Genomic DNA, 19,095 nt, shown 5'->3' with positions numbered 1-19,095 from the left:
TGATGCAACGTCTATTCCGTTTTACCGGATTTACCTTGCTAGAATATCTGCGATCGGGTCGGGTGGCGATTGAAATTATCGCCACGCTCGCGATGTACTTCGTATTTCTCCGCCGCCCGATGAACGCGCAGTATTTCTTCAGCGCGCTGGGAATATTCACCCCGGTGCTGACCCTCTACACTACGGCAATCATCATCAGCCTGGGCGACCGTCCACAGAGTTACGTGCCCCTGGCGCACGGGATCGGACGCGGGGCCTACCTGCTTGGTCTCTTCCTGAGCGCCTGCGCCATCGTGTCTGGCGCCTATGGGCTGCTGAGCCTCGGAGCAGCGCTGCTGAACCGCCCGGTGGATATGGGTCCGGGCGACTGGCTGCTCGGCAGTCTGCCTCTGTTCCTCAATATCGGGCTGCTCGCGGCATTGATGCTGCTGCTCTCACCGCTGGTCCTCTCGACCGGCTGGCGCCTGCTGGTGCTCGGTCTGATCGCCCTGGCCTTTTCGAGCAACTTCATCGGCGGGGTAATGCTCGAAGCGTTGCCCGAGACGGGCCGGGCGCTGCTACGGGCGATACAGGCGCTGGTAGGAGGCCCGCTGGTGCCGGCGTTTTACGGGTTCCAACTGGCGGTGACTCGCGATTACAGCACGCCCACGGCCTTCGCCAATCTCCTGGCCCAGGCCCTGCTGCTCGCCTCGTTGCTGGGCCTCTCCATCTATGCGCTGTCGCGGCGGGATGTGATTTTTAGCAGCCAGTAGGGGGAATGGAGCAATCAGTCATGTAGCGCAACCCGGAGGGTTGCGCTGCATGACCTTCCTTCCGGCCACAGCGCCACAGTGTCAGCCCTTTACTTTATGGGCACGAAGGCAACGGCGTCAACCCATACGCCGCGGCGGTCGTCGCCGGCCAGAGTGCTGGCGCTGACCAGCGCCGCGCCTGGTTCCAGGTCGTAGACCCCCAGATCGACCCACCAGTTGCGCTCGCGTTCGAGATTTGCCACCACCAGACTCTCACCGTCGCGATGGCGCACGAGGTAGCGCGCCTCGCGTGTCTCGTCGAGGCCGTTGAGGGCGTAGGGCACATAGGCCAGCACCTGGTAACGCCCGGCGCGCGGCAAGGCGGGGCGCCAGACCGCCACGACTGGAGCGCGCAGAGCAGCGGCGCGCCAGGGACGCGCGGCGCTGCCGGCGAAGCTGCCCGGCGCGAAGCGCGAGCCGCCTCCGTAGCCTACGTCGTGCGCCTGCCACGCGCCTGCGCTGCTGAAACCAGGGCCGCCATCGTCTACCACAATCACCTCCGGCGGAGGCGGACCACAGGGCGAAGGCATATCTTCCCAGAGCCAGAGGCTCACCTGTCCTGCCAGCGCGCTGGCCCAGGGATCAGGTTCGGCGCCGCACCAGCCATAGGGGTCAACGTCCCGGCCCAGGTACTGCACCTGAAAGTGCAGGTGCGGGCCGAAGGCGCAACCGCTCTCACCCGCGACGCCGAGCGTCTCGCCGCGGGCCACGGGCTGGCCGGCGGCGACGGCAATGCTGGCAAGGTGCCAGTAGAGGGTGCGGTAGCCATTGCCATGGTCAACGATCACGGCGCGGGCCGGCGAGCCGCAGCCATCGTCGGAGTTGCCAGCGAAGGTCACCACGCCAGCCGCGGCAGCAAGCACTTTATCGGGAGGCTGCATGGCGTAATCCCAGCCGGTGTGCCCATCATAGGCAAAGGCAAGGTCAGTCTCGGCGCGACCCCAGTAAGTCAACAGCGAACCGTTCTTTTGTAGGAAAGGCGTGTCGTGGTCGAAAAAGGAAGTTACGGGGAACGAACGCTCCATGGGTCGGGCCAGAAAGGGCAGAGCGGGCGCGGGCCAATCATCGGGCGGCAGGCGTGGATCGTCGAAGAGACGCGCGTAGCTGGCCACCAGGCCGTCGAGGCGCACCCCGAGGCTGCCGGGCGATACCGTGGGCGCCAGCACCCGCGCCAGCACGTAGCGGCTGAAGGGGAGATCAGCGGCCACCTCTCGCTGCGTCCCGTCGGCGAAGGTCAGCGGGGGCAGCGCGCCGGGGCCATGGATGGTGTAATCGCGGATGGCCCAGCGGAGTTCGCGAGCGCCCCAGCGAATCTGGTTGTATAGCCCGCGCCGCCCGCCCCCATCGCCACGGTAGCCCATCGCCCAGGCCAGTTGCTCGGGACTGGCGCGGCCACTGCTCACCAGGCCGCTCTGCAGGTCAAGCAGGGCGAGCAGCAGGCGGGGATTGAGGCTGTAGAGACTGCTCAGACCCACGAGCACTTCGCTGAACGAATGGGAACGGTCGCCAACCTGAAAGCGCACGCTCGCCAGCGGGCTGCCGCGCCCTTCGAGGAAAGCCTGGATTTCCGGGCCGTTGAAGTTGTGCTCGTAGCTGAGCCGGAGTGGATGGAAGAGGGGATCGGGCGGCGATGGCCCCGTCACCATGCTCACCGCAGGCGCGGGCAACGGCAGAGGTGTCGCCGTGGGCGCCGGAAGCGGTGTGGAGGAGCGCACGGCCACGGGGGCGGCAGGTAAGGATGGAGTGGGCGCGGCAGGCGGCGATCCAGTGCATGCCGCCAGAATCAGCGCCAGCAGAATGATTGATCTGCGGAACAGCTTCATCGCCGGGCAGGATAGCCGAAGCGAACCGATTGGTCAAGGCGAGATTCGCGCCAGCGCGAAAGATTTGGAGGGGCCACAGGCCCCTCCGAACCGGCGCTCGATCAACGCTGCACCACGCCGCGCAGGCGGGCGATCAGCTCCTCAACCATGGCGCGCATTTCGGTCACAGCCTCCTGCACCGTCGCGCGGCCTTCGCTGAGACTGTCCTCGTTCGGCACGATCAGCCACAGGGCCAGGTAGAGGATCACGCCCGCGCCGTTGAACAGCGACAGGATCACGAAGCCGATCCGCACAAACAACGGATCGATCCCAAAATACGCAGCCAGACCGCCGGCAACCCCGGCGATCAACCGGTCGCCACGGCTGCGGGTAATGCGCTTGCCGTTCATCGTTTCGCTCCTCTTTGTTCCTCGCCGGCCAGTCGGCCGGCAGTCGGTCCATCTGCCCGTAGGACGCGGGAGAGGCGCGGAATGTTGCGGGAATGGTCCGGCACAGGCCTTCGAGACCATTTCCAGACAATTCAAAGGCGGTTGCGGGAGGGTGGGGGAAACCTGGTTTCCCCCCACGCCCCTGCCCCATCTGGCGGAGGCGCCACTTACCCTGCCCAGTCAATGGCGACAAAGATCTCACCATCGCGGAGCATGACGGGATAGGTGGGAATGCGCAATCCCACGGGAGGCACGATGCTCTTGCCGGTGCGCACGTTGTAGGCCCAGCCATGCCAGGGGCAGGTGATCGTCTCGCCGATCAGCACGCCACTCGAAAGGGGGCCGCCTTCATGGCGGCAACTATCCCCAAACGCGTAGATCGTCCCGTCCACATTAGCCAGGGCGATTGGCAGGCCATCTATCTCCACATACAGCAGCCGTCCCGGCGGCACATCTGCCAGGGCGGCAACACGCACCAGTTCAGCGGCCATTGGCGCCTGTCCAGGTTCAGGTGGATGTTCCTGGTACCATTATACGGATGGCTGGCCCGACACTCTACAAAAAAATGGGGAAACCGGGTTGCCCTGCACCCCTGCCTGCGGGGGCAGGCTGAACGTCGGCGAACCGGATCCGCACCCGGCGCGCCTGCACCCCTGCCTGCGGGGGCAGGCTGCTCCGGCTGGTATGAGCCAGGCGGCTGGCCTGCCTGCACCCCTGCCTGCGGGGGCAGGCTGATGAAGGTTACAAATATGAACGTATTCGCCCGGTGGCTGAAGCCGCGGGCTACCGATGCGAAGCCCGCCTGCGCGGGCTATACGGGCTTTTTTTCTTATAGCCCAACCTTCTGGGCCACGGGAGAAGGACATTGCACAGGCCCTGGCTGCGCCCGCCCCGGTTGACAGCGGTTACACCAATAGGGTAAAGTTACGAAACCATTACATCGCCATCCGCGAGGTACCGTATGTCACCCATCGCCATCAACCAGCGTCAGCTTGAGACCCTGAGCCAGTTGCTGATCGCGGGCGGGCATCATGATGTCACCGACCTGCTCGCCGCCTCGCTCGAACGCCTGATTTCCTTCTGGCCGGCTCGCGCCGGCGCGCTTCTGTATGTCAGCCCCTACGGCGAAACGGTGCGCTATACTCAGGGCCCGCTTGACGAGGAGGCGCGCACGTTGATCGAACAGGCGCGGCAGGGCTTCACCCGCCGCGCGGAGGGTGGCGAGCCGATCGTCGGCAGTTATTCGCTCGACGATGGGCGCGATCTCATCGAATTGCCCCTTCAGAGCGGCAGCCAGGGCGTCGGTCTGCTGCACCTGGTGGTGGAGGGCCAGGACGCCGAGGGCCGGGAAAGCGCCCCTCCGCTCGACGAAGACCTGCTGGTACTGCTGGTGCGGGCCATTGGCGGTGAAGCCGACAAAATCGCCATGTTGCGCCGGGCCGAGCGGGATCTGCGCGAGTTGCACCTGCTATACGAGATCGGCCAGTCCCTGGCGGTCAATCTGGATCTGCCCAGCCTGCTCAACGACATCAAGCTGCGTGTGCCGCCGGTCGTCGGCGCGGAACGCTGCTCGATCTTCCTGCTCGATGAAGCCGCCAACGAACTGGTGCTGGAACTGCCCCACGAGCAGCGCACCTATCGCATGCCTGCTGATCGCGGCATCGCCGGCTGGGTCGTGACGCACGGCCTGGGCCAGATCGTCAACGATGTGGAGCAGGACAGTCGCTGGTACGCCGTTATCGGGCGCGAAGCCGACTTCGTCACCCGTTCCATCGCCTGCGTGCCGATGCGCCTCAAGGAGCGAACCATCGGGGCGATGCAGTTGCTCAACAAGATTGATGGGCGGGGCTTCACCGAACAGGACCTGCAGTTACTGACCACCCTGGCTGCGCAGGCGGCCATCGCCATCGAAAATGCGCGTCTGTACCAGAGCCTGAAGCAGGAACATGATCGCCTGTTGCACAAAGAGGCCGAGGTGCGCCATGCGATTGCCCGTGATCTGCACGACGGCCCCGCCCAGAGCATCGCCGCGATTGCCATGAACATTGAGTTCATCAAGAAACTGTTCCACGCGATGCCCGAACGGGTGCCCGACGAACTGGACACCCTGGCGGAACTGGTCAACAAGACGACCCACGACATCCGCACGCTGTTGTTTGAACTGCGCCCGCTCGGACTGGAGACCCAGGGACTGCTGCCCACCCTGCAGCAGTACGTCGAGCGCTGGCGCGATCCCTCAGGCGGCGGCATCCAGTTGCGGCTGGAGGCCCCGCCACATATGCCGCGACTCGCCCCTGAGAAAGAAACCGCGATCTTCATCATCATTCAAGAGGCGGTCAACAACGCGCGCAAGCATTCTCGCAGCGACACGATCACCATCTATCTGTACGAAGAAGAAGGCGTGTTCGTCGCCAGCGTGCGCGACCGGGGGCGGGGCTTCAACCTGGCCGCGCTTGAAGCGATTTATGCCAATCGCGGCAGCCTGGGGCTGTTGAACATGAAGGAGCGCGCGCGGTTGATCGGCGGCGACCTGCGCATCAAGTCCGAGCAGGGCCATGGGACAACCGTCGAACTGCGCGTTCCATTGGGGTGATATTCGTGTTCAGATTCACTGCGGAGCGCGCAGAGAAACGTAGATGGCAAGCATTTTGAAGCCCTTTGCGCTCTTCCGCGCTCTCTGCGGCACGAACATATTCGGTGAATGTGAACACTATCGGGGTGATATGGAGGCAGGGGGCAACCGTGTTGCTTCGACCTGCGCAACTCAGAGAGTTGCGCGCGGCTTCCTACGGCTTCCCCCGCCCCGGTCAGGAGGCAGGGGAAGCCCGGTCGCCCCGCCTGATCTTATGCCACGCCGGCGCTCATCACATCTTTAACGAGCTGCGCGATGTCGGTAGGCAGGCGGGCCACCTTAACCCCCACGGCCTCCAGGGCCTTGATCTTCTCCTGGGCCGTGCCCTCGCCACCGGTGATAATCGCCCCGGCGTGCCCCATGCGCTTGCCTTCGGGCGCCGTCTGGCCGGCAATGAAGCCGACCACCGGCTTGGTGACATGGTCCGCAATGTAGCGGGCGGCCTGGATCTCCGCATCGCCGCCGATCTCGCCGATCAGCACGATGGCCTCGGTTTGCGGATCAGCCTGGAACAACTCCAGCACGTCAATAAAACTGGTACCAATAATTGGATCGCCGCCAATGCCGACAATCGTGCTCTGGCCCAGGCCGATGCGGGTCAGGGCGTCCACCGCTTCGTAGGTAAGGGTGCCAGATTTGCTGACTACTCCAACTGGTCCAGGAGTGGCAATGTTGCCGGGAATAATGCCGACCTTGGCCGCGCCGGGAGTAAGCAGTCCGGGGCAGTTCGGGCCGACGAGGCGGGCGCCGCACTCCTGCACGAAGGCGTAGGTGCTTACCATATCCAGGGCGGGGATGCCCTCGGTAATGCAGACGATCAGCGGAATGCCCGCAGCGGCGGCTTCGCGAATGGCATCGGGGGCGAAGGCGGCAGGGACATAGATCACCGAACAGTTGGCCCCGGTAGCCTGTACAGCCTGCTTCACGGTGTTGAAGATCGGCACCTGGCCGTCAATCGCCTGCTGGCCGCCGCGCCCTGGAACCACCCCGGCCACCACGTTGGTGCCGTAGGCCATCATCGCCCGGGTGTGGAACTCGCCTTCTTTGCCGGTGATACCCTGCACCAGCAGCCGGGTATTGGCGTCGATCAGGATGCTCAAGGCTACCTCCTCTGCTTGCAATCCTCACTTGAACCACCGAACACATTCGGAATGGAGAGACAGGATGTTCCCGAGAGAGCCGCGCCCCCCGCGCCTCTCCCGCTGACAGGCCGGGGGCAGGGGCAACCAGGTTTCCCTATCGCCCTGGCGACTACGCGAGCGCTCAGACCGCGCCTTCGGCAGCTTGCACAATAGCCACGCCGGAACTGGTGCCGATCCGATCGGCGCCTGCGGCAATCAGCGCCTGGGCGTCAGCAAGGGTGCGAATGCCGCCCGAGGCTTTCACGCCCATTTCAGGTCCGACGACCCGCCGCATCAGGGTCACATCGGCGACGCTGGCCCCCCCGCCCAGGAACCCGGTGTTGGTCTTCACGAAGTCAGCGCCAACCCGCGCAGCCAGGACGCAGGCGGCCACCTTCTCGCGGTCGGTGAGCAGTGCGGTTTCGATGATGACCTTGACCAGCACGTGTTGAGCGTGGGCGATTTCCACGACGGCCCGGAGGTCGGCGGCGACCGCCCCGTATTCGCCGGCCTTGAGCCAGCCAAGGTTCATGACCATATCAAGCTCGCGCGCGCCATTGCCAATTGCCTGGGTCGCCTCGAACACCTTGGTCTTGGTGGTCGTTGCGCCCAGCGGAAACCCGATGACGGCGCCCACTGCCACCGGCGTTGAGCGCAGCAGCCGGGCGCAGAGGGGCACATAGGCCGGGTTCACGCACACGCTGGCGAAGCGATAGCGCATGGCCTCGTCGCACAGAGCCTCGATCTCAGAGGGTGTCGCCTCGGGCCGTAGCAGGGTATGGTCAATCAAGCCGGCGATCGGCGTATCCGAAGGGGCGGGCGCGACACGCGGCAGGGGCGTGCCGGCAGGCAGCCCGGGCAGGGCGTTGATGGCTCGGGTGACCTGTTCGATCAGTTCGTCCATCTGCGCCTCCCCTGGACGTGAGATGGGCCAGCTCGGTGTACTCTCTGGAATGGGCAGTATTGTAGCATACCTGGCCGGTGTCGTGAAAACAGGAAACCGGGTTTGCCCCGGTCTCACGGGCATATGGCGGGAGCAACCCTGAGGATCGCCCCCACCGGAACAACTTATTTTGTTGGGGGCGCGCTGCAGCCGCAGCGGGCCGTATCCGGCCAAAAAACATGGTATACTCAACAATGTTCCCCGCAACGCGCCTATGCACCGTCGCACGCCTGTCGCATCCTCGATGCGACTTTTCTGCTATGGAGGAAAGTCAAGGTTGAGCACCACCAACGCGGTCGAACTGCGCAACGTTGTCAAACGTTTCGGCGACATCGCCGCCGTGGACCATGTTTCGCTTGAGATCCGCGACGGCGAGTTTTTCTCCCTGCTTGGGCCGAGCGGTTGCGGCAAAACCACCACCCTGCGCATGATTGCCGGCTTTGAATACCCGACCAGCGGCTCGATCGTCATCCACGGCCGTGAGATGGCGAACATCCCGCCCCATCGGCGGCCGGTGAATACGGTGTTTCAGTCATACGCCCTCTTCCCCCACCTGACAGTCGCCCAGAACGTGGCCTTTGGCCTGGAGATGAAGCGCCGCCCCAGAGACGAGATTGCTGCACGGGTGCGCGAAGCGCTGGAACAGGTGCGGCTGAGCGCCTTCGCCGACCGGCGCCCCCGGCAATTGTCGGGCGGTCAGCAGCAGCGGGTCGCCCTGGCCCGCGCGCTGATCAATCAGCCCGAAGTGCTGCTCCTCGACGAACCGCTCGGCGCGCTGGACCAGAAACTGCGCAAAGAGTTGCAGATCGAACTGAAAAGTCTGCAACGGCGCGTCGGCATCACCTTCATCTTCGTCACCCATGATCAGGAAGAAGCCCTGACGATGTCTGATCGCATCGCGGTGATGAGCCAGGGCAAGGTCTTGCAGATCGGCTCGCCCACCGAGATCTACGAGCGCCCTACCTGCCGCTTTGTAGCCGATTTCATCGGTGAGACCAACTTTATTGCCGGGAAAGTGACTGAAAACGGCGCCAACGCGGCTACGATCGAGACGCATGATGGCCTGCGCCTGCGCGGACTCACGCCGCGACCAGTGCGGGTGGGTGAGGAAGCGGTGCTTTCCATCCGCCCCGAAAAGGCCCTGCTCCTGGCCCCGGGCGATGCCCGCGCCGACCATCCCTTCGCCCTGCCCGTGCGCGTCGAACTGGTCAGCTACATCGGCAGCGACACGCGCATTACCGTGCGCCTCAACGAGCAGCGCACATTTGACGTCTGGGAACAGAACACGCTCAGCACCCTTGACCGGGACGCCTACTGGCAGCCCGGTGAACCGGCGGTGCTGGTCTGTCCGCCCGATAACGCCCTCGTGCTGACCGAGTGAGGAGGCTGCCCATGGCTCTCAATGCGCTGGAGCATGAGCGGCGGCGGCGCGAGCGGCGGACGCTGGCCGTTTTACTGACCCCCGGCCTGCTCTGGCTCATGCTCTTCTTTGCCTTTCCCCTGGTGATTATTCTGGTCTATAGCTTTATGACCAACGGACCACGGGGAAACATCGTCTGGCAATTTACGCCTGGCAATTACATTGATCTGTTCACGCGCTCGATCTACGTCAATGCGTACCTGCGTTCGATCTGGATCAGCATCCTGACGACGGTGATCTGTCTCCTGCTCGGCTACCCTCTGGCGCTCTTTATTGTGCGCCAGCCGCCCCGCTGGCGCACGGTGCTGCTCTTCCTGGTGCTTATTCCGTTCTGGACGAACTTTCTGGTGCGAATCTACGCCTGGCAGATCCTTCTGGCGAACAATGGCCTGATCAACAGCTTCCTGAGCGCCCTCGGCCTGCCCCCGCTGAAGCTGCTCAACACCGAGTGGGCGACGCTGCTGGGCCTGGTCTACGGCGAATTGCCCTTCATGGTGCTGCCGATCTACGCCGCCCTTGATCGCTTCGATTTTACCCTGATGGAGGCCGCCGCCGATCTGGGAGCCAGTAAGCGCCGGGCATTCTGGCGCGTGATGCTGCCGATAACCATGCCGGGGGTCGCCGCTGGCTCGGTGCTGGTCTTCATCCCCACCATCGGCCAGTTCGTCGTGAGTGAACTTCTCGGCGGGGCCAAAGTGGATTACCTGGGCAACCTCATCCAGCGGCTCTTCCTGCGCTCGAACCCGCCCAACTGGCCCCTTGGCTCCGCCATGGCCATGGCGATGATGCTGGTGCTGATTGTTCTCATCCTGATCTACTTCCGCGCCACTTCGGAGGAGGACCGATGATTGAAGCCACCTCGACCGCCGCACAGCCACGGGCGGCCCGCCCGGCTCTCGAACAGGGTCGCCTGACCTGGAGCGGCCTGGCCCTTACGGTCTACGCGGTGCTCATTTATCTCTTCCTCTACCTGCCGATCGCTATTCTGGCGCTCTTTTCATTCACCCGCGACCAGTTCGGCGTGCGCTGGACCGGCTTCACCCTCGACTGGTATCTTCGTCTGTTTGCCAACCAGCGCCTGATGGGGGCGACGCTGAATACGCTGTACGTGGCGCTGGTCTCCACCTTCGTCGCGACCGTACTGGGCACGTTGCTGGCCATGGCCCTGGAACGGCACCGATTCCGCGGGCGCACCACGGTAGATACGCTGATCCACCTTCCGATCGTCATTCCCGAGATTGTGATGGCCGTAGCGCTGCTGGCCTTCTCAGCACTGGTCTTCGACCTGATCCGTCTGCTCACCGATGAAATAGTGCGCCGTAGTCTGACCACGGTGATCATTGGCCATATCGCCTTCAGCGTCTCGTTCGTGGTTGTAGTGGTGCGCACTAGCCTCAAGAACTTCGACCGGCGCCTGGAAGAGGCCGCCGCCGATCTAGGGGCCAATGGCTGGAATGTCTTCTGGCGGGTGACCTTTCCGCTTATCCTCCCCGGCGTCATCGGTGGGGCCTTGCTGGCCTTTACGCTCTCGCTCGATGACTTTATCATCAGCCTGTTTCTCTCCGGGCCGGGCACCTCGCTGTTGCCGGTCGAGGTATACAATAAGGTCCGTCGCGCCGTGACGCCGGAGATTAATGCCATTTCCACCCTTATGCTGGTGCTCTCGATAACCCTGGTGGTTCTGTCGCAGTCGGTGCAACGGCGACAGTGACCTTCCCGTCGGGCCCATCCCTGACGGATGCACCGCGTAGTCTCAGGAGGAACAACTCGATGACGAAACACGGTCTGATGGGCTTCGTGCTCGCCCTGACCCTCACGATCCTCGCGGCGTGCGGCGGCGGCACGGCCAGCCCCGGCAACGAATATGGCGGAGCCACGCCGGGCAACGGAACGCCGCCGGCAGGCGTCGATCGCAACAAACTCTCCCGGCAACTTTACTTCTATAACTGGAACGACTATATTGACCCCGATCTGCTGGCGCAGTTTGAGGCTGAATACGGGGTCCGGGTGATCGTTGACACCTACGACTCAAACGAGGACATGATCGCCAAACTGCGCGCGGGTAATTCGGGATACGACCTGGTCGCGCCCTCGGATTACGCGGTGACGATCATGGCCGCCGAGAATCTGGCCGCTCCCCTCGACAAGAGCCTGCTGCCCAATCTAGTACACCTCGACCCCGATCTGCTCAACCAGCCCTTCGACCCTGGGAATGCCATCTCGGTACCGTATTTTTACGGCATTACCGGCATCGCGTACAATGCCAAATCCTTCCCCGCCGGCATTGATAGCTGGGCGGCCCTCTTCGATCCCAACATGATCGCGGCCTATCGGGGAAGGTTCAGTATGCTCGACGACGAGCGCGAAACACCCGGCGCGGCGCTACGCTATCTGGGGCACTCGCTCAACGAGACCGACCCGGCCATTCTGCGGCAGGTTGAGGAGTTGCTGATCGCCCAGAAACCCTACCTGGCGGCGTACAACAGTTCAGACGTCAACCGCAAACTGGCCTCGGAGGAGTACATCCTGGCCCACGCCTGGAGCGGCTCGGCCCTGCAAGCGCGCACCGGTCTGGAGGACGAGTTTACGGGCAACGCCGATATCCGCTTCGTGATACCAAAAGAAGGCGGCATGATCTGGATGGACAACCTGGTGATTGTGGGCGACTCGCCCAGTAGCTATACTGCTCACGTATTCATCAACTTTCTGCTGGACCCCGAAGTAGCCGCTCAGAATGCCGAATGGAGCGGGTTCCTGACGCCAAACCAGGATGCTCTGCCGCTGCTGTCGGAGGAAATGCAGGCGCTGTACGCCGAGGGTTTCGCCCCTGACGATCAGGTGCGCCAGCGCCTGGAGTGGGCTGTCCGCAACGAACAAACGGCTGTGTTCACCGATTTATGGACGGCGGTCAAAGGCCGGTAGACGCGGGGGCGGCTGCGCCCCTGGAACGAACGCAGAACCGGTGGACGCGGCATGCCCCGCCCTGACCTCGGAGAAAGCCGTCATGACTTGACACAGGCGCAGTACGTGGCGATCATGAACTACAGAAGCTGTCGCGCCGGCGAATGGCGCCATCCACAGGAGTGAGCCGTCATGCAACCCCTTGAGCAGCAGCCTGTGGCCGACGACCGACGGTTGCGCCAGATCATCGCCGAGAACGCTGATGGCATCATCGTGGTTGATGCCGAAGGGCGCGTGCGCTTCCTCAATCCTGCCGCCGAACAACTCCTGGCCCGTCCCGCCGATGCGCTGCTCGGCGAGGTGTTTGGCTTTCCGCTGCTGTCGGGCGATCGGGCCGAAATTGACGTTCTGCACCCCCAGGGCGACCACCACGTGGCTGAGATGCGCGTGGTCGCTACGGAGTGGGACGGGGTGCCGGCTCACCTGATTTCCCTGCGCGACATCACCGAGCACCGTCGCGCCCAGGAGGCCCTGCGCCACGCCGAGGCGTTTAACTGGGCCATCCTCAACTCCCTGACCGTCCATATCGCCGTGCTCGATGAACACGGGACGATCATCGCCGTCAACGAGGCCTGGCGCGAATTCGCGCGCACGAATGGGGACCCGAACCTTCGCGCAACGGGGGTGGGAACCAACTACTTCCGTGTGTGCGAGAATGCCCGAGGCCACAACGCCGCCGAGGCGGAACAGGTGCTTGCGGGGATGCAGGCTGTCTTGCGCGGGGAATTGCCCCTCTACGAATTGGAGTACCCGTGCCATAGCGCCAGCGAGGAGCGCTGGTTCTTAATGCGCGTGTTGCCGTTGCAGGGCGCGCAGCGCGGCCTGGTGGTGGCCCATAGCGACATTACCGAACAACGACGGGCGGCGCGCGCCGCCGCCGAGGCGGAGGAGCTGCGCCAGCGGCTTCAGGCCGTGGAGCGTGAACTGCGCGACGTAGAGCGGATCTCGCGCCCGCAAAGCGGCCAGATTGTCGCCGAAGCCGGCCAGCCCCTCCGGCGGCGCAACCCGGAGGCTTTTCGCGAGGCGGTCACGCTCTATACAGGGCTTGTTGATGAAGCTCTCAGGCGTCGCCCGTTCGACGAACAACTCCCTTCCGCCCCGCTGCGAGAGCTTGGCGAGCGCCTCGGCGCTGAAGCCGCCAGCCCGCGTGACGTTGTAGAAATTCATCTGGCGGCAATCCGCGCCGTCAGCGCCGATGCGCCCGTCACCCGCCAGCAGGCCTATCTCGAAGAGGGACGCCTGCTCGTGCTGGAACTGATGGGCCATCTTGCGGCCTACTACCGCTCCCGCGCCCTGGGCCTCGCTACGCTCGAACCGCACCGTTGACATATAATACTGGCGCAGGCCGGGAAACTCTGCCGCATCAGGCCGGCGATTGGACGGCCGGGAGGTCTTGTTGTCACACTAGCCATTCCTGCGGTTGCACGGTATAATACCGGGGTAAAAAAAGGATTTGGAGCACTCGCAGCTCTCCTTAGAGTGGACGTGAGGGGCTTGCTTTCAATTATTCGGCTGCACCACAGTTCGGGAGAGAGGAGATCTCTCCTGTGGCAGGCGCGTGCTGGAACGGCCCGCATCATCAGTGGTTCGTCGGATTGGCTCTTAGGCCCCGCAAGCGGGGCAGGGCGAGCGTCTCAGTGACCAGGATTGTGCTTCAGTTGTATATTGCCGGCCGCACGCCACGGTCAGAGCGGGCGATTGCCGTCTTGCGCCGTCTCTGCGAGCACGAACTTGCCGCTTACGAGTGCGATTTTACGATCATTGATGTTCTGGCGGACCCGGTGCAAGCAGAAATCCACAAGATCCTCGCCACCCCGACCCTGATCAAGGAGCAGCCACTCCCCCAGCGCCGGGTGATTGGCGATCTTGCCGCTGACCCGTCCGAAGTGCTGAATGCCCTCAACCTGCCACCGACCTAGAGGGGCCGCAGCGCTTGCCCCGTGGACGCGACTCAGGGGGTGATCCAAGGAGAACCGCGTTGAACGCAGAGTACGATGCCATTGAACGGCTGCCAACCGGCATCCCCGGTTTCGACCATATCGCCAACGGGGGTTTGCCGCGTGGCCGAACCACATTGCTCTCCGGCACCGCCGGGAGCGCCAAGACCGTCTTTGCCGCGCAGTTCCTCGCCGCGGGCGCGCTGAGGGGTGAAGGCGTGGTCTTCGTTACCTTCGAGGAGTCTCCCGACGATCTGCGGCGCAATATGCGCGGCTTCGGCTGGGATATTCCCAAATGGGAGGCCGAGGGTCTCTGGGCCTTCGTGGACGCCTCACCGCAACCCGACCAGGAACTGCTGGTGATGGGCTCCTATGATCTCGGCGCGCTGCTGGCGCGGATCGAACATGCCGTGCGCCGGGTAAAGGCCACGCGCATCTCCATGGACTCGCTCGGCGCGATCTTCGCCCGCCTCGGGGATACGCGCCTGGTGCGTGACGAACTGTTCCGCATCGTTTCCACCCTCAAACGGCTGGGAGTGACGGGCGTGATTACCGCCGAGCGCGCCCACGAGAATGGCGAAATCGCCCGCTTCGGCGTCGAGGAGTTTGTCACCGATGACGTCGTCATCCTCCGCAACGTGATGGAGGAAGAGAAGCGCCGCCGTACCGTCGAGATCCTGAAGTTCCGCGGCACCGCGCACCAGAAAGGCAGCTTTCCCTTCACGGTGATCCCCGGCCGTGGGATCGTCATGATCCCGCTCTCGGCCATGGAGCTGAAACAGCGCTCGTCCAATCTGCGGATCACCTCAGGGAACGCTGAACTGGACCGGATGTGCGGCGGCGGTTTCTTTCGCGATTCGATCATCCTCGTCAGTGGCGCGACGGGCACGGGGAAAACACTTATGGCGACCACCTTCATGGCCGCTGGCGCGCAACGTGGCGAACGCGCCCTGCTCTTCGCCTTCGAGGAGAGCCGCGACCAGTTGTTCCGCAACGCCGAGGGCTGGGGGATCGATTTCGAGCAGATGGAGAAGGACGGCCTGCTCCGGGTGGTAGCGAATTACCCTGAGGTGACCAGCCTGGAGGATCAATTGATCGCCATGCAGGCCGAAATTGAGCGCTTCAAACCGCAACGTATCGCGGTGGACAGCCTCTCGGCCCTCGAACGCGTCTCGACCCTGCGCGGCTTCCGCGAGTTCGTGATCGGCCTGACGTCGTTTATCAAGCACCAGGAGATCGTCGGGCTCTATACCGCCACCACCTCCACGCTGCTTGGCGGTTCATCCATTACCGAGGCCCATATCTCGACGATTACCGACTCGATCATCCTCCTGCGGTACGTTGAACTCTTCGGCGAGATGCGGCGCGGGCTGACGGTGCTGAAAATGCGCGGCTCCATCCACGACAAAGAGATCCGCGAGTTCTCGATTGACAGCAAAGGAATGCACATCGGACGTCCGTTTCGCAATATCTCGGGCATCCTGTCCGGGCAGTTCACCCACATCTCACCGAGTGAACTGGAGCGGCTTGGGGCCATGTTCCGCGATGATGAGACTGCGCCTCCAGCCGAATAACCCGTCCCTGGACGCCTCAGACGCTCCGAGCGCATGGTGGATTCTGGTATGTACGACGAACCCTTGCCCCTTGCCCGGAATGTCAGGAGCACCTTGTTCGGCGATCTGTTGCGTCTGATTACGCAGAACGCCGATGCCGCCCTGATCGTTGATTATCACGGCATCGTGCGGTTCGCCAACTCAGCGGCCGCCCACCTCTTCGGACGCCCTCCCGAGTCTTTGATAAACCAGCCCTTCGGCCGGCCCCTCCGCGTTAATCGAGTCTCTGATATCGAAGTGCTACGACCAGACGGCGCGGTGGTCTTCGCCGAACTGCGCGTGGAGCCAATCGCCTGGCAGGGACGTCCCGCGTTCCTGGCCAGGCTCCACGATATTACTGCCCGCAAGCGCGCCGAACAACTGCTGCTCGAGTCTCAGCGCCTGCTGCGCACAGCGCTTGACAGTCTCTCGGCCCGGATCGCCATCCTCGACCAGCATGGCGTCATTGTCGCCGTCAATCAGAACTGGCGTGCGGCGCTGACGAGTGACAGCCCTTCCGAACCGCGTGCTGGCGTCGGGGCGAACTACCCGGCCATCTGGGCCGCTGCAACTATTCCTGAGGCCCACAGCATTACCACGGGCCTCAGGGACGTGCTGCAGGGCCGGTATGGGCGCTTTGCCGCCGAATACGCGGTAGAACACGAGGGCAAGCCCGAGTGGTTCACAATACACGTCAGCCATTGTGGCAACACTAGCTGGGGCCGGGCAGTGGTCACTCTGGAGTGCGTCACGGAACGCAAACGCGCAGAGATCCTCGACGTAGCGCGCCAGCGGGTGCTCGAACTGGTCGCCCGCCAGCACTCGCTCGGAACGGTGGCAACCGAACTGGTCTCCCTGACCCGCGAACGCTACTGTGACGCGGCATACGTCGCCCTCGCCCTGGAGCACGCCGATCTCTTCCGCATCCACGACGCCGATCTGGACACGGAGCTTGTCGCGACCCTGGACGCTCTGGCTCGCACCCCGATGCATACGCCTGCCAACATTTCATGCAGCGATGTGGAGATCACCGCTATCACCGCCCCCCAGAGCGCGTCCGCGCCAGCAGTACTTTATTGCTGGCGCAGGGGCCTGCAACTCAACCCCGCCGCCCTCTCGGGCGTATTGACCCTCTGCCGGCGAACAATGGCCCGTCCCGACGGGGATGATCTGCATTTTCTCGACCTGGTGAACCAGTTGGCTGCTATTGCGGTTGAGCAGCATGAACGTCTGCAACAACTTGCCGTACAGGCCTACTATGACCCGCTGACCGGGCTGCCCAACCGCGCCCTCTTCGAGGATCGCCTTCGCCAGGCGCTTGAGGCCGCTCGGCGCTCCCGGCATAAAGTAGCGGTGCTGTTCATTGACCTGGACCGTTTCAAACAGATCAACGACACTCTGGGGCACAGCGTCGGCGATATGCTCCTGGTACAACTCGCGCGTCGCTTCGAGGGCTGCGTGCGCGCCAGCGACACTCTGGCGCGCCGGGGTGGGGATGAGTTTATGCTTGTCCTGCCGGAGATCGCCGATAGCAGCCAGGTCTCGCAGGTCGCTAAACGCCTGCACGAGATGCTGCGCATGCCGTTTCTGGTTAAAGGCCAGGAACTGTTCCTCAGCGCCAGCATCGGCGCCAGCATCTTTCCCGATGATGGCGAGGATGCCGAAACGCTGCAACGCAACGCCGATGTCGCCATGTATCGGGCCAAAAGCACCCTGCGTAACAGCTTTCAGTTCTTCGATCCCAGCACCAATCGCATGGCCCTGGAGCGCCTGCAACTGGAAAACCAGTTGCGCCGGGCGCTGGAGCGCGATGAGTTCGTCCTGTTCTACCAGCCCAAGGTGGATCGCGCCGGACGGCTGAGGGGAGCAGAGGCGCTGATCCGCTGGCAACATCCCAGGCTGGGCACGATCCCTCCGGCACGCTTCATTCCTCTGGCCGAAGAACTGGGGCTTATTGTCCCGATCGGCGAATGGTGCCTGCAAGAGGTCTGCCGACAACTTAGGGAGTGGCGACAGAAGGGTCTCCTGCTCGTTCCCATAGCGGTCAACATTTCGGCGATCCAGTTCGCGCAACCATCCTTTCCGTCCATGGTCGCCGCCACGATTGCCGGCAGCAACCTTGATCCGAGGCTGGTTGAACTGGAACTGACCGAGAGTATGCTCGTGGGCGATCTCGAGTCGCTCTTGCACCAGCTACAAGAACTGCGCGCGCTGGGCGTCGCCCTGGCCCTCGATGATTTCGGCACCGGCTACTCGTCGCTGGCCTATCTGCAACGCCTGCCCCTTACCACGCTGAAAGTTGACCGGACCTTCGTAGCTCAGCTCGATGCCTCCTCGCAGAATGGCAACCGGGGCATAGTCCACGCCATTGTGACCCTGGGGCGTTCGCTGAACCTGCAACTGGTCGCCGAGGGGATTGAAACCAGACTGCAGCATAGCTTCCTGCTCGACGCCGGTTGTGATCTGTTTCAGGGCTTTCTGTTCAGTCCGCCCCTGCCCGCGGCCAGGTTCGAGTCGCTCCTCAGCACCAGATCACTTTCGGCTTGAACAATCTGGGAGGGCACAGCCCTCCCAGCACCTCCCCGTGATGCTCAATAGTGTTCACATCTACCGAACACGTTCGCATCGCAGAGGGCGCAAAGGGCTTCAAAAAGCGCATCCTTCCGGTTCCTCCGCGTGCTCCGCGGTGAATCTGAACACGTGCTTGACGCTCTCTTTCCGCCTCAGAAGACTTCACTGTTGCCGCCAAAGAAGATGGCCTGGGGCAACGTTCGCGCGTGGTCAATCCAGCCTTGCACGGCCTTGCGCGAGGGAAGACGCTTGACCAGGCCCAGTTCCTCATTTGCCCGCTGGATCTGGGGCAGCAGATCGTCAGCGCTGCGGAAGGCCAGATCAGGAACCGTCGTGACCCCCGCCCCGACCAGCAGCCGCGCGCTGGTCCACGATACGCCGTCCACACGCTCTAGATCCATCAGGTACAGGGTGCTGAGCAATTGCACGGCATTGATGCCAGTTGCAGCACAGATCTCATCGCGACCTTCGGGTTGCGCGCCCCGCGCGAGGAGCGTGGCATTATCAGCGATCCCGATCGCGTTCAGTTTCTCAACCACCTCCGGATCGAGACCGGGCACAGAGCGCAGCTTTGTGGCAAAGCTAACCGCGCCACCACTCGTGATAGCCTCTCCCTCGCGCAGCGGTTCCGTCGTCATATCCATACCTCCGTGAATAAGCCTGGAGCATAGCGACTGCCTGTGAACCACCGGTGTGACCACCTGGTTGTGATGATAGGTTCTTGCAGGAAGGGCGAATCCCTCCCACACCCGCTCCGACTGCGCCAATCATCATCCTGGCATGTAGTGAGCGCGCGTATTGTAGCACGAGCAGAACCAGTTCATACATGCGGCAACCGGCCGGGGCGCGGTCGCGGCGCCCCATCGCAACGATAAG

General features: G+C 63.4%; 16 protein-coding genes and 1 CRISPR repeat array. Of the genes, 10 read left to right on the top strand and 6 right to left on the bottom strand.

Going from position 1 to position 19,095, the window contains the following annotated elements; all coding sequences use genetic code 11:
* Positions 1-2: 2 nt before the first annotated feature.
* Positions 3-752 (top strand): hypothetical protein, encoded by a 750-nt coding sequence (locus tag NZU74_12040; protein MCS6882054.1) that lies wholly within the window; start codon positions 3-5, stop codon positions 750-752.
* Between the two features lie 89 nt (positions 753-841).
* Here the strand turns inward: NZU74_12040 and NZU74_12035 are convergent, their stop codons facing one another.
* The 3 genes from NZU74_12035 to NZU74_12025 all read right to left on the bottom strand — a co-directional run bounded on the left by NZU74_12035 (position 842) and on the right by NZU74_12025 (position 3,533).
* The gene (locus tag NZU74_12035) at positions 842-2,614 is read right to left on the bottom strand and encodes a peptidoglycan DD-metalloendopeptidase family protein (GenBank protein MCS6882053.1); all 1,773 of its coding nucleotides are present in this window, start codon (positions 2,612-2,614) and stop codon (positions 842-844) included.
* A gap of 101 nt (positions 2,615-2,715) precedes the next feature.
* On the bottom strand, positions 2,716-3,003 hold the full coding sequence (locus tag NZU74_12030) for a PspC domain-containing protein (protein ID MCS6882052.1): 288 nt from the start codon (positions 3,001-3,003) through the stop codon (positions 2,716-2,718).
* Between the two features lie 206 nt (positions 3,004-3,209).
* Entirely contained in the window at positions 3,210-3,533 is a 324-nt protein-coding gene (locus tag NZU74_12025; protein MCS6882051.1) for a non-heme iron oxygenase ferredoxin subunit, read from the bottom strand.
* A gap of 91 nt (positions 3,534-3,624) precedes the next feature.
* Positions 3,625-3,777: a CRISPR direct-repeat array (repeat unit 29 nt; unit sequence CCTGCACCCCTGCCTGCGGGGGCAGGCTG).
* 226 nt (positions 3,778-4,003) lie between these two features.
* Between NZU74_12025 and NZU74_12020 the strand changes: the two genes are divergently transcribed.
* Positions 4,004-5,635, top strand: a complete 1,632-nt coding sequence (locus NZU74_12020; GenBank protein MCS6882050.1) for a GAF domain-containing sensor histidine kinase — start codon at positions 4,004-4,006, stop codon at positions 5,633-5,635.
* A 251-nt stretch (positions 5,636-5,886) separates the two neighbouring features.
* Here the strand turns inward: NZU74_12020 and sucD are convergent, their stop codons facing one another.
* Both sucD and deoC read right to left on the bottom strand, forming a co-directional pair.
* Positions 5,887-6,774: a succinate--CoA ligase subunit alpha gene (sucD, locus tag NZU74_12015; protein MCS6882049.1), complete on the bottom strand. Its 888-nt coding sequence runs from the start codon at positions 6,772-6,774 to the stop codon at positions 5,887-5,889.
* A 163-nt stretch (positions 6,775-6,937) separates the two neighbouring features.
* Positions 6,938-7,699 carry a deoxyribose-phosphate aldolase gene (deoC, locus tag NZU74_12010; protein ID MCS6882048.1) on the bottom strand — a complete coding sequence of 254 codons (762 nt, stop codon included), beginning with the start codon at positions 7,697-7,699 and terminating at the stop codon, positions 6,938-6,940.
* Between the two features lie 316 nt (positions 7,700-8,015).
* Between deoC and NZU74_12005 the strand changes: the two genes are divergently transcribed.
* From NZU74_12005 to NZU74_11970, 8 genes are all read left to right on the top strand, one after another.
* Positions 8,016-9,119 carry an ABC transporter ATP-binding protein gene (locus NZU74_12005; protein MCS6882047.1) on the top strand — a complete coding sequence of 368 codons (1,104 nt, stop codon included), beginning with the start codon at positions 8,016-8,018 and terminating at the stop codon, positions 9,117-9,119.
* A gap of 11 nt (positions 9,120-9,130) precedes the next feature.
* On the top strand, positions 9,131-10,006 hold the full coding sequence (locus NZU74_12000) for an ABC transporter permease (GenBank protein ID MCS6882046.1): 876 nt from the start codon (positions 9,131-9,133) through the stop codon (positions 10,004-10,006).
* Positions 10,003-10,869, top strand: coding sequence for an ABC transporter permease (locus tag NZU74_11995; protein ID MCS6882045.1), 867 nt, complete (start codon positions 10,003-10,005; stop codon positions 10,867-10,869). The genes NZU74_12000 and NZU74_11995 overlap by 4 nt, the downstream gene beginning before the upstream one ends.
* 59 nt (positions 10,870-10,928) lie before the next feature.
* Positions 10,929-12,080, top strand: coding sequence for a spermidine/putrescine ABC transporter substrate-binding protein (locus tag NZU74_11990; protein MCS6882044.1), 1,152 nt, complete (start codon positions 10,929-10,931; stop codon positions 12,078-12,080).
* Positions 12,081-12,251: 171 nt separating this feature from the next.
* The gene (locus tag NZU74_11985) at positions 12,252-13,445 is read left to right on the top strand and encodes a PAS domain S-box protein (protein ID MCS6882043.1); all 1,194 of its coding nucleotides are present in this window, start codon (positions 12,252-12,254) and stop codon (positions 13,443-13,445) included.
* 311 nt (positions 13,446-13,756) lie between these two features.
* Complete coding sequence (locus NZU74_11980; GenBank protein MCS6882042.1) at positions 13,757-14,038, top strand: circadian clock KaiB family protein; 282 nt, start codon at positions 13,757-13,759, stop codon at positions 14,036-14,038.
* Positions 14,039-14,097: 59 nt separating this feature from the next.
* Positions 14,098-15,630, top strand: coding sequence for a circadian clock protein KaiC (gene kaiC, locus NZU74_11975; GenBank protein ID MCS6882041.1), 1,533 nt, complete (start codon positions 14,098-14,100; stop codon positions 15,628-15,630).
* A 48-nt stretch (positions 15,631-15,678) separates the two neighbouring features.
* Positions 15,679-18,195 (top strand): EAL domain-containing protein, encoded by a 2,517-nt coding sequence (locus tag NZU74_11970; GenBank protein MCS6882040.1) that lies wholly within the window; start codon positions 15,679-15,681, stop codon positions 18,193-18,195.
* 176 nt (positions 18,196-18,371) lie between these two features.
* On the opposite strand, the gene NZU74_11965 is transcribed toward NZU74_11970, so the two are convergent.
* Entirely contained in the window at positions 18,372-18,857 is a 486-nt protein-coding gene (locus NZU74_11965; GenBank protein MCS6882039.1) for a DUF4332 domain-containing protein, read from the bottom strand.
* Positions 18,858-19,095 lie beyond the last annotated feature (238 nt).

The organism is Chloroflexaceae bacterium (assembly GCA_025057155.1).
GTDB lineage: Bacteria > Chloroflexota > Chloroflexia > Chloroflexales > Chloroflexaceae > JACAEO01.
Note: the sequence above shows the minus strand (reverse complement) of the source record. Positions and strands in the feature narration are given on the sequence as shown.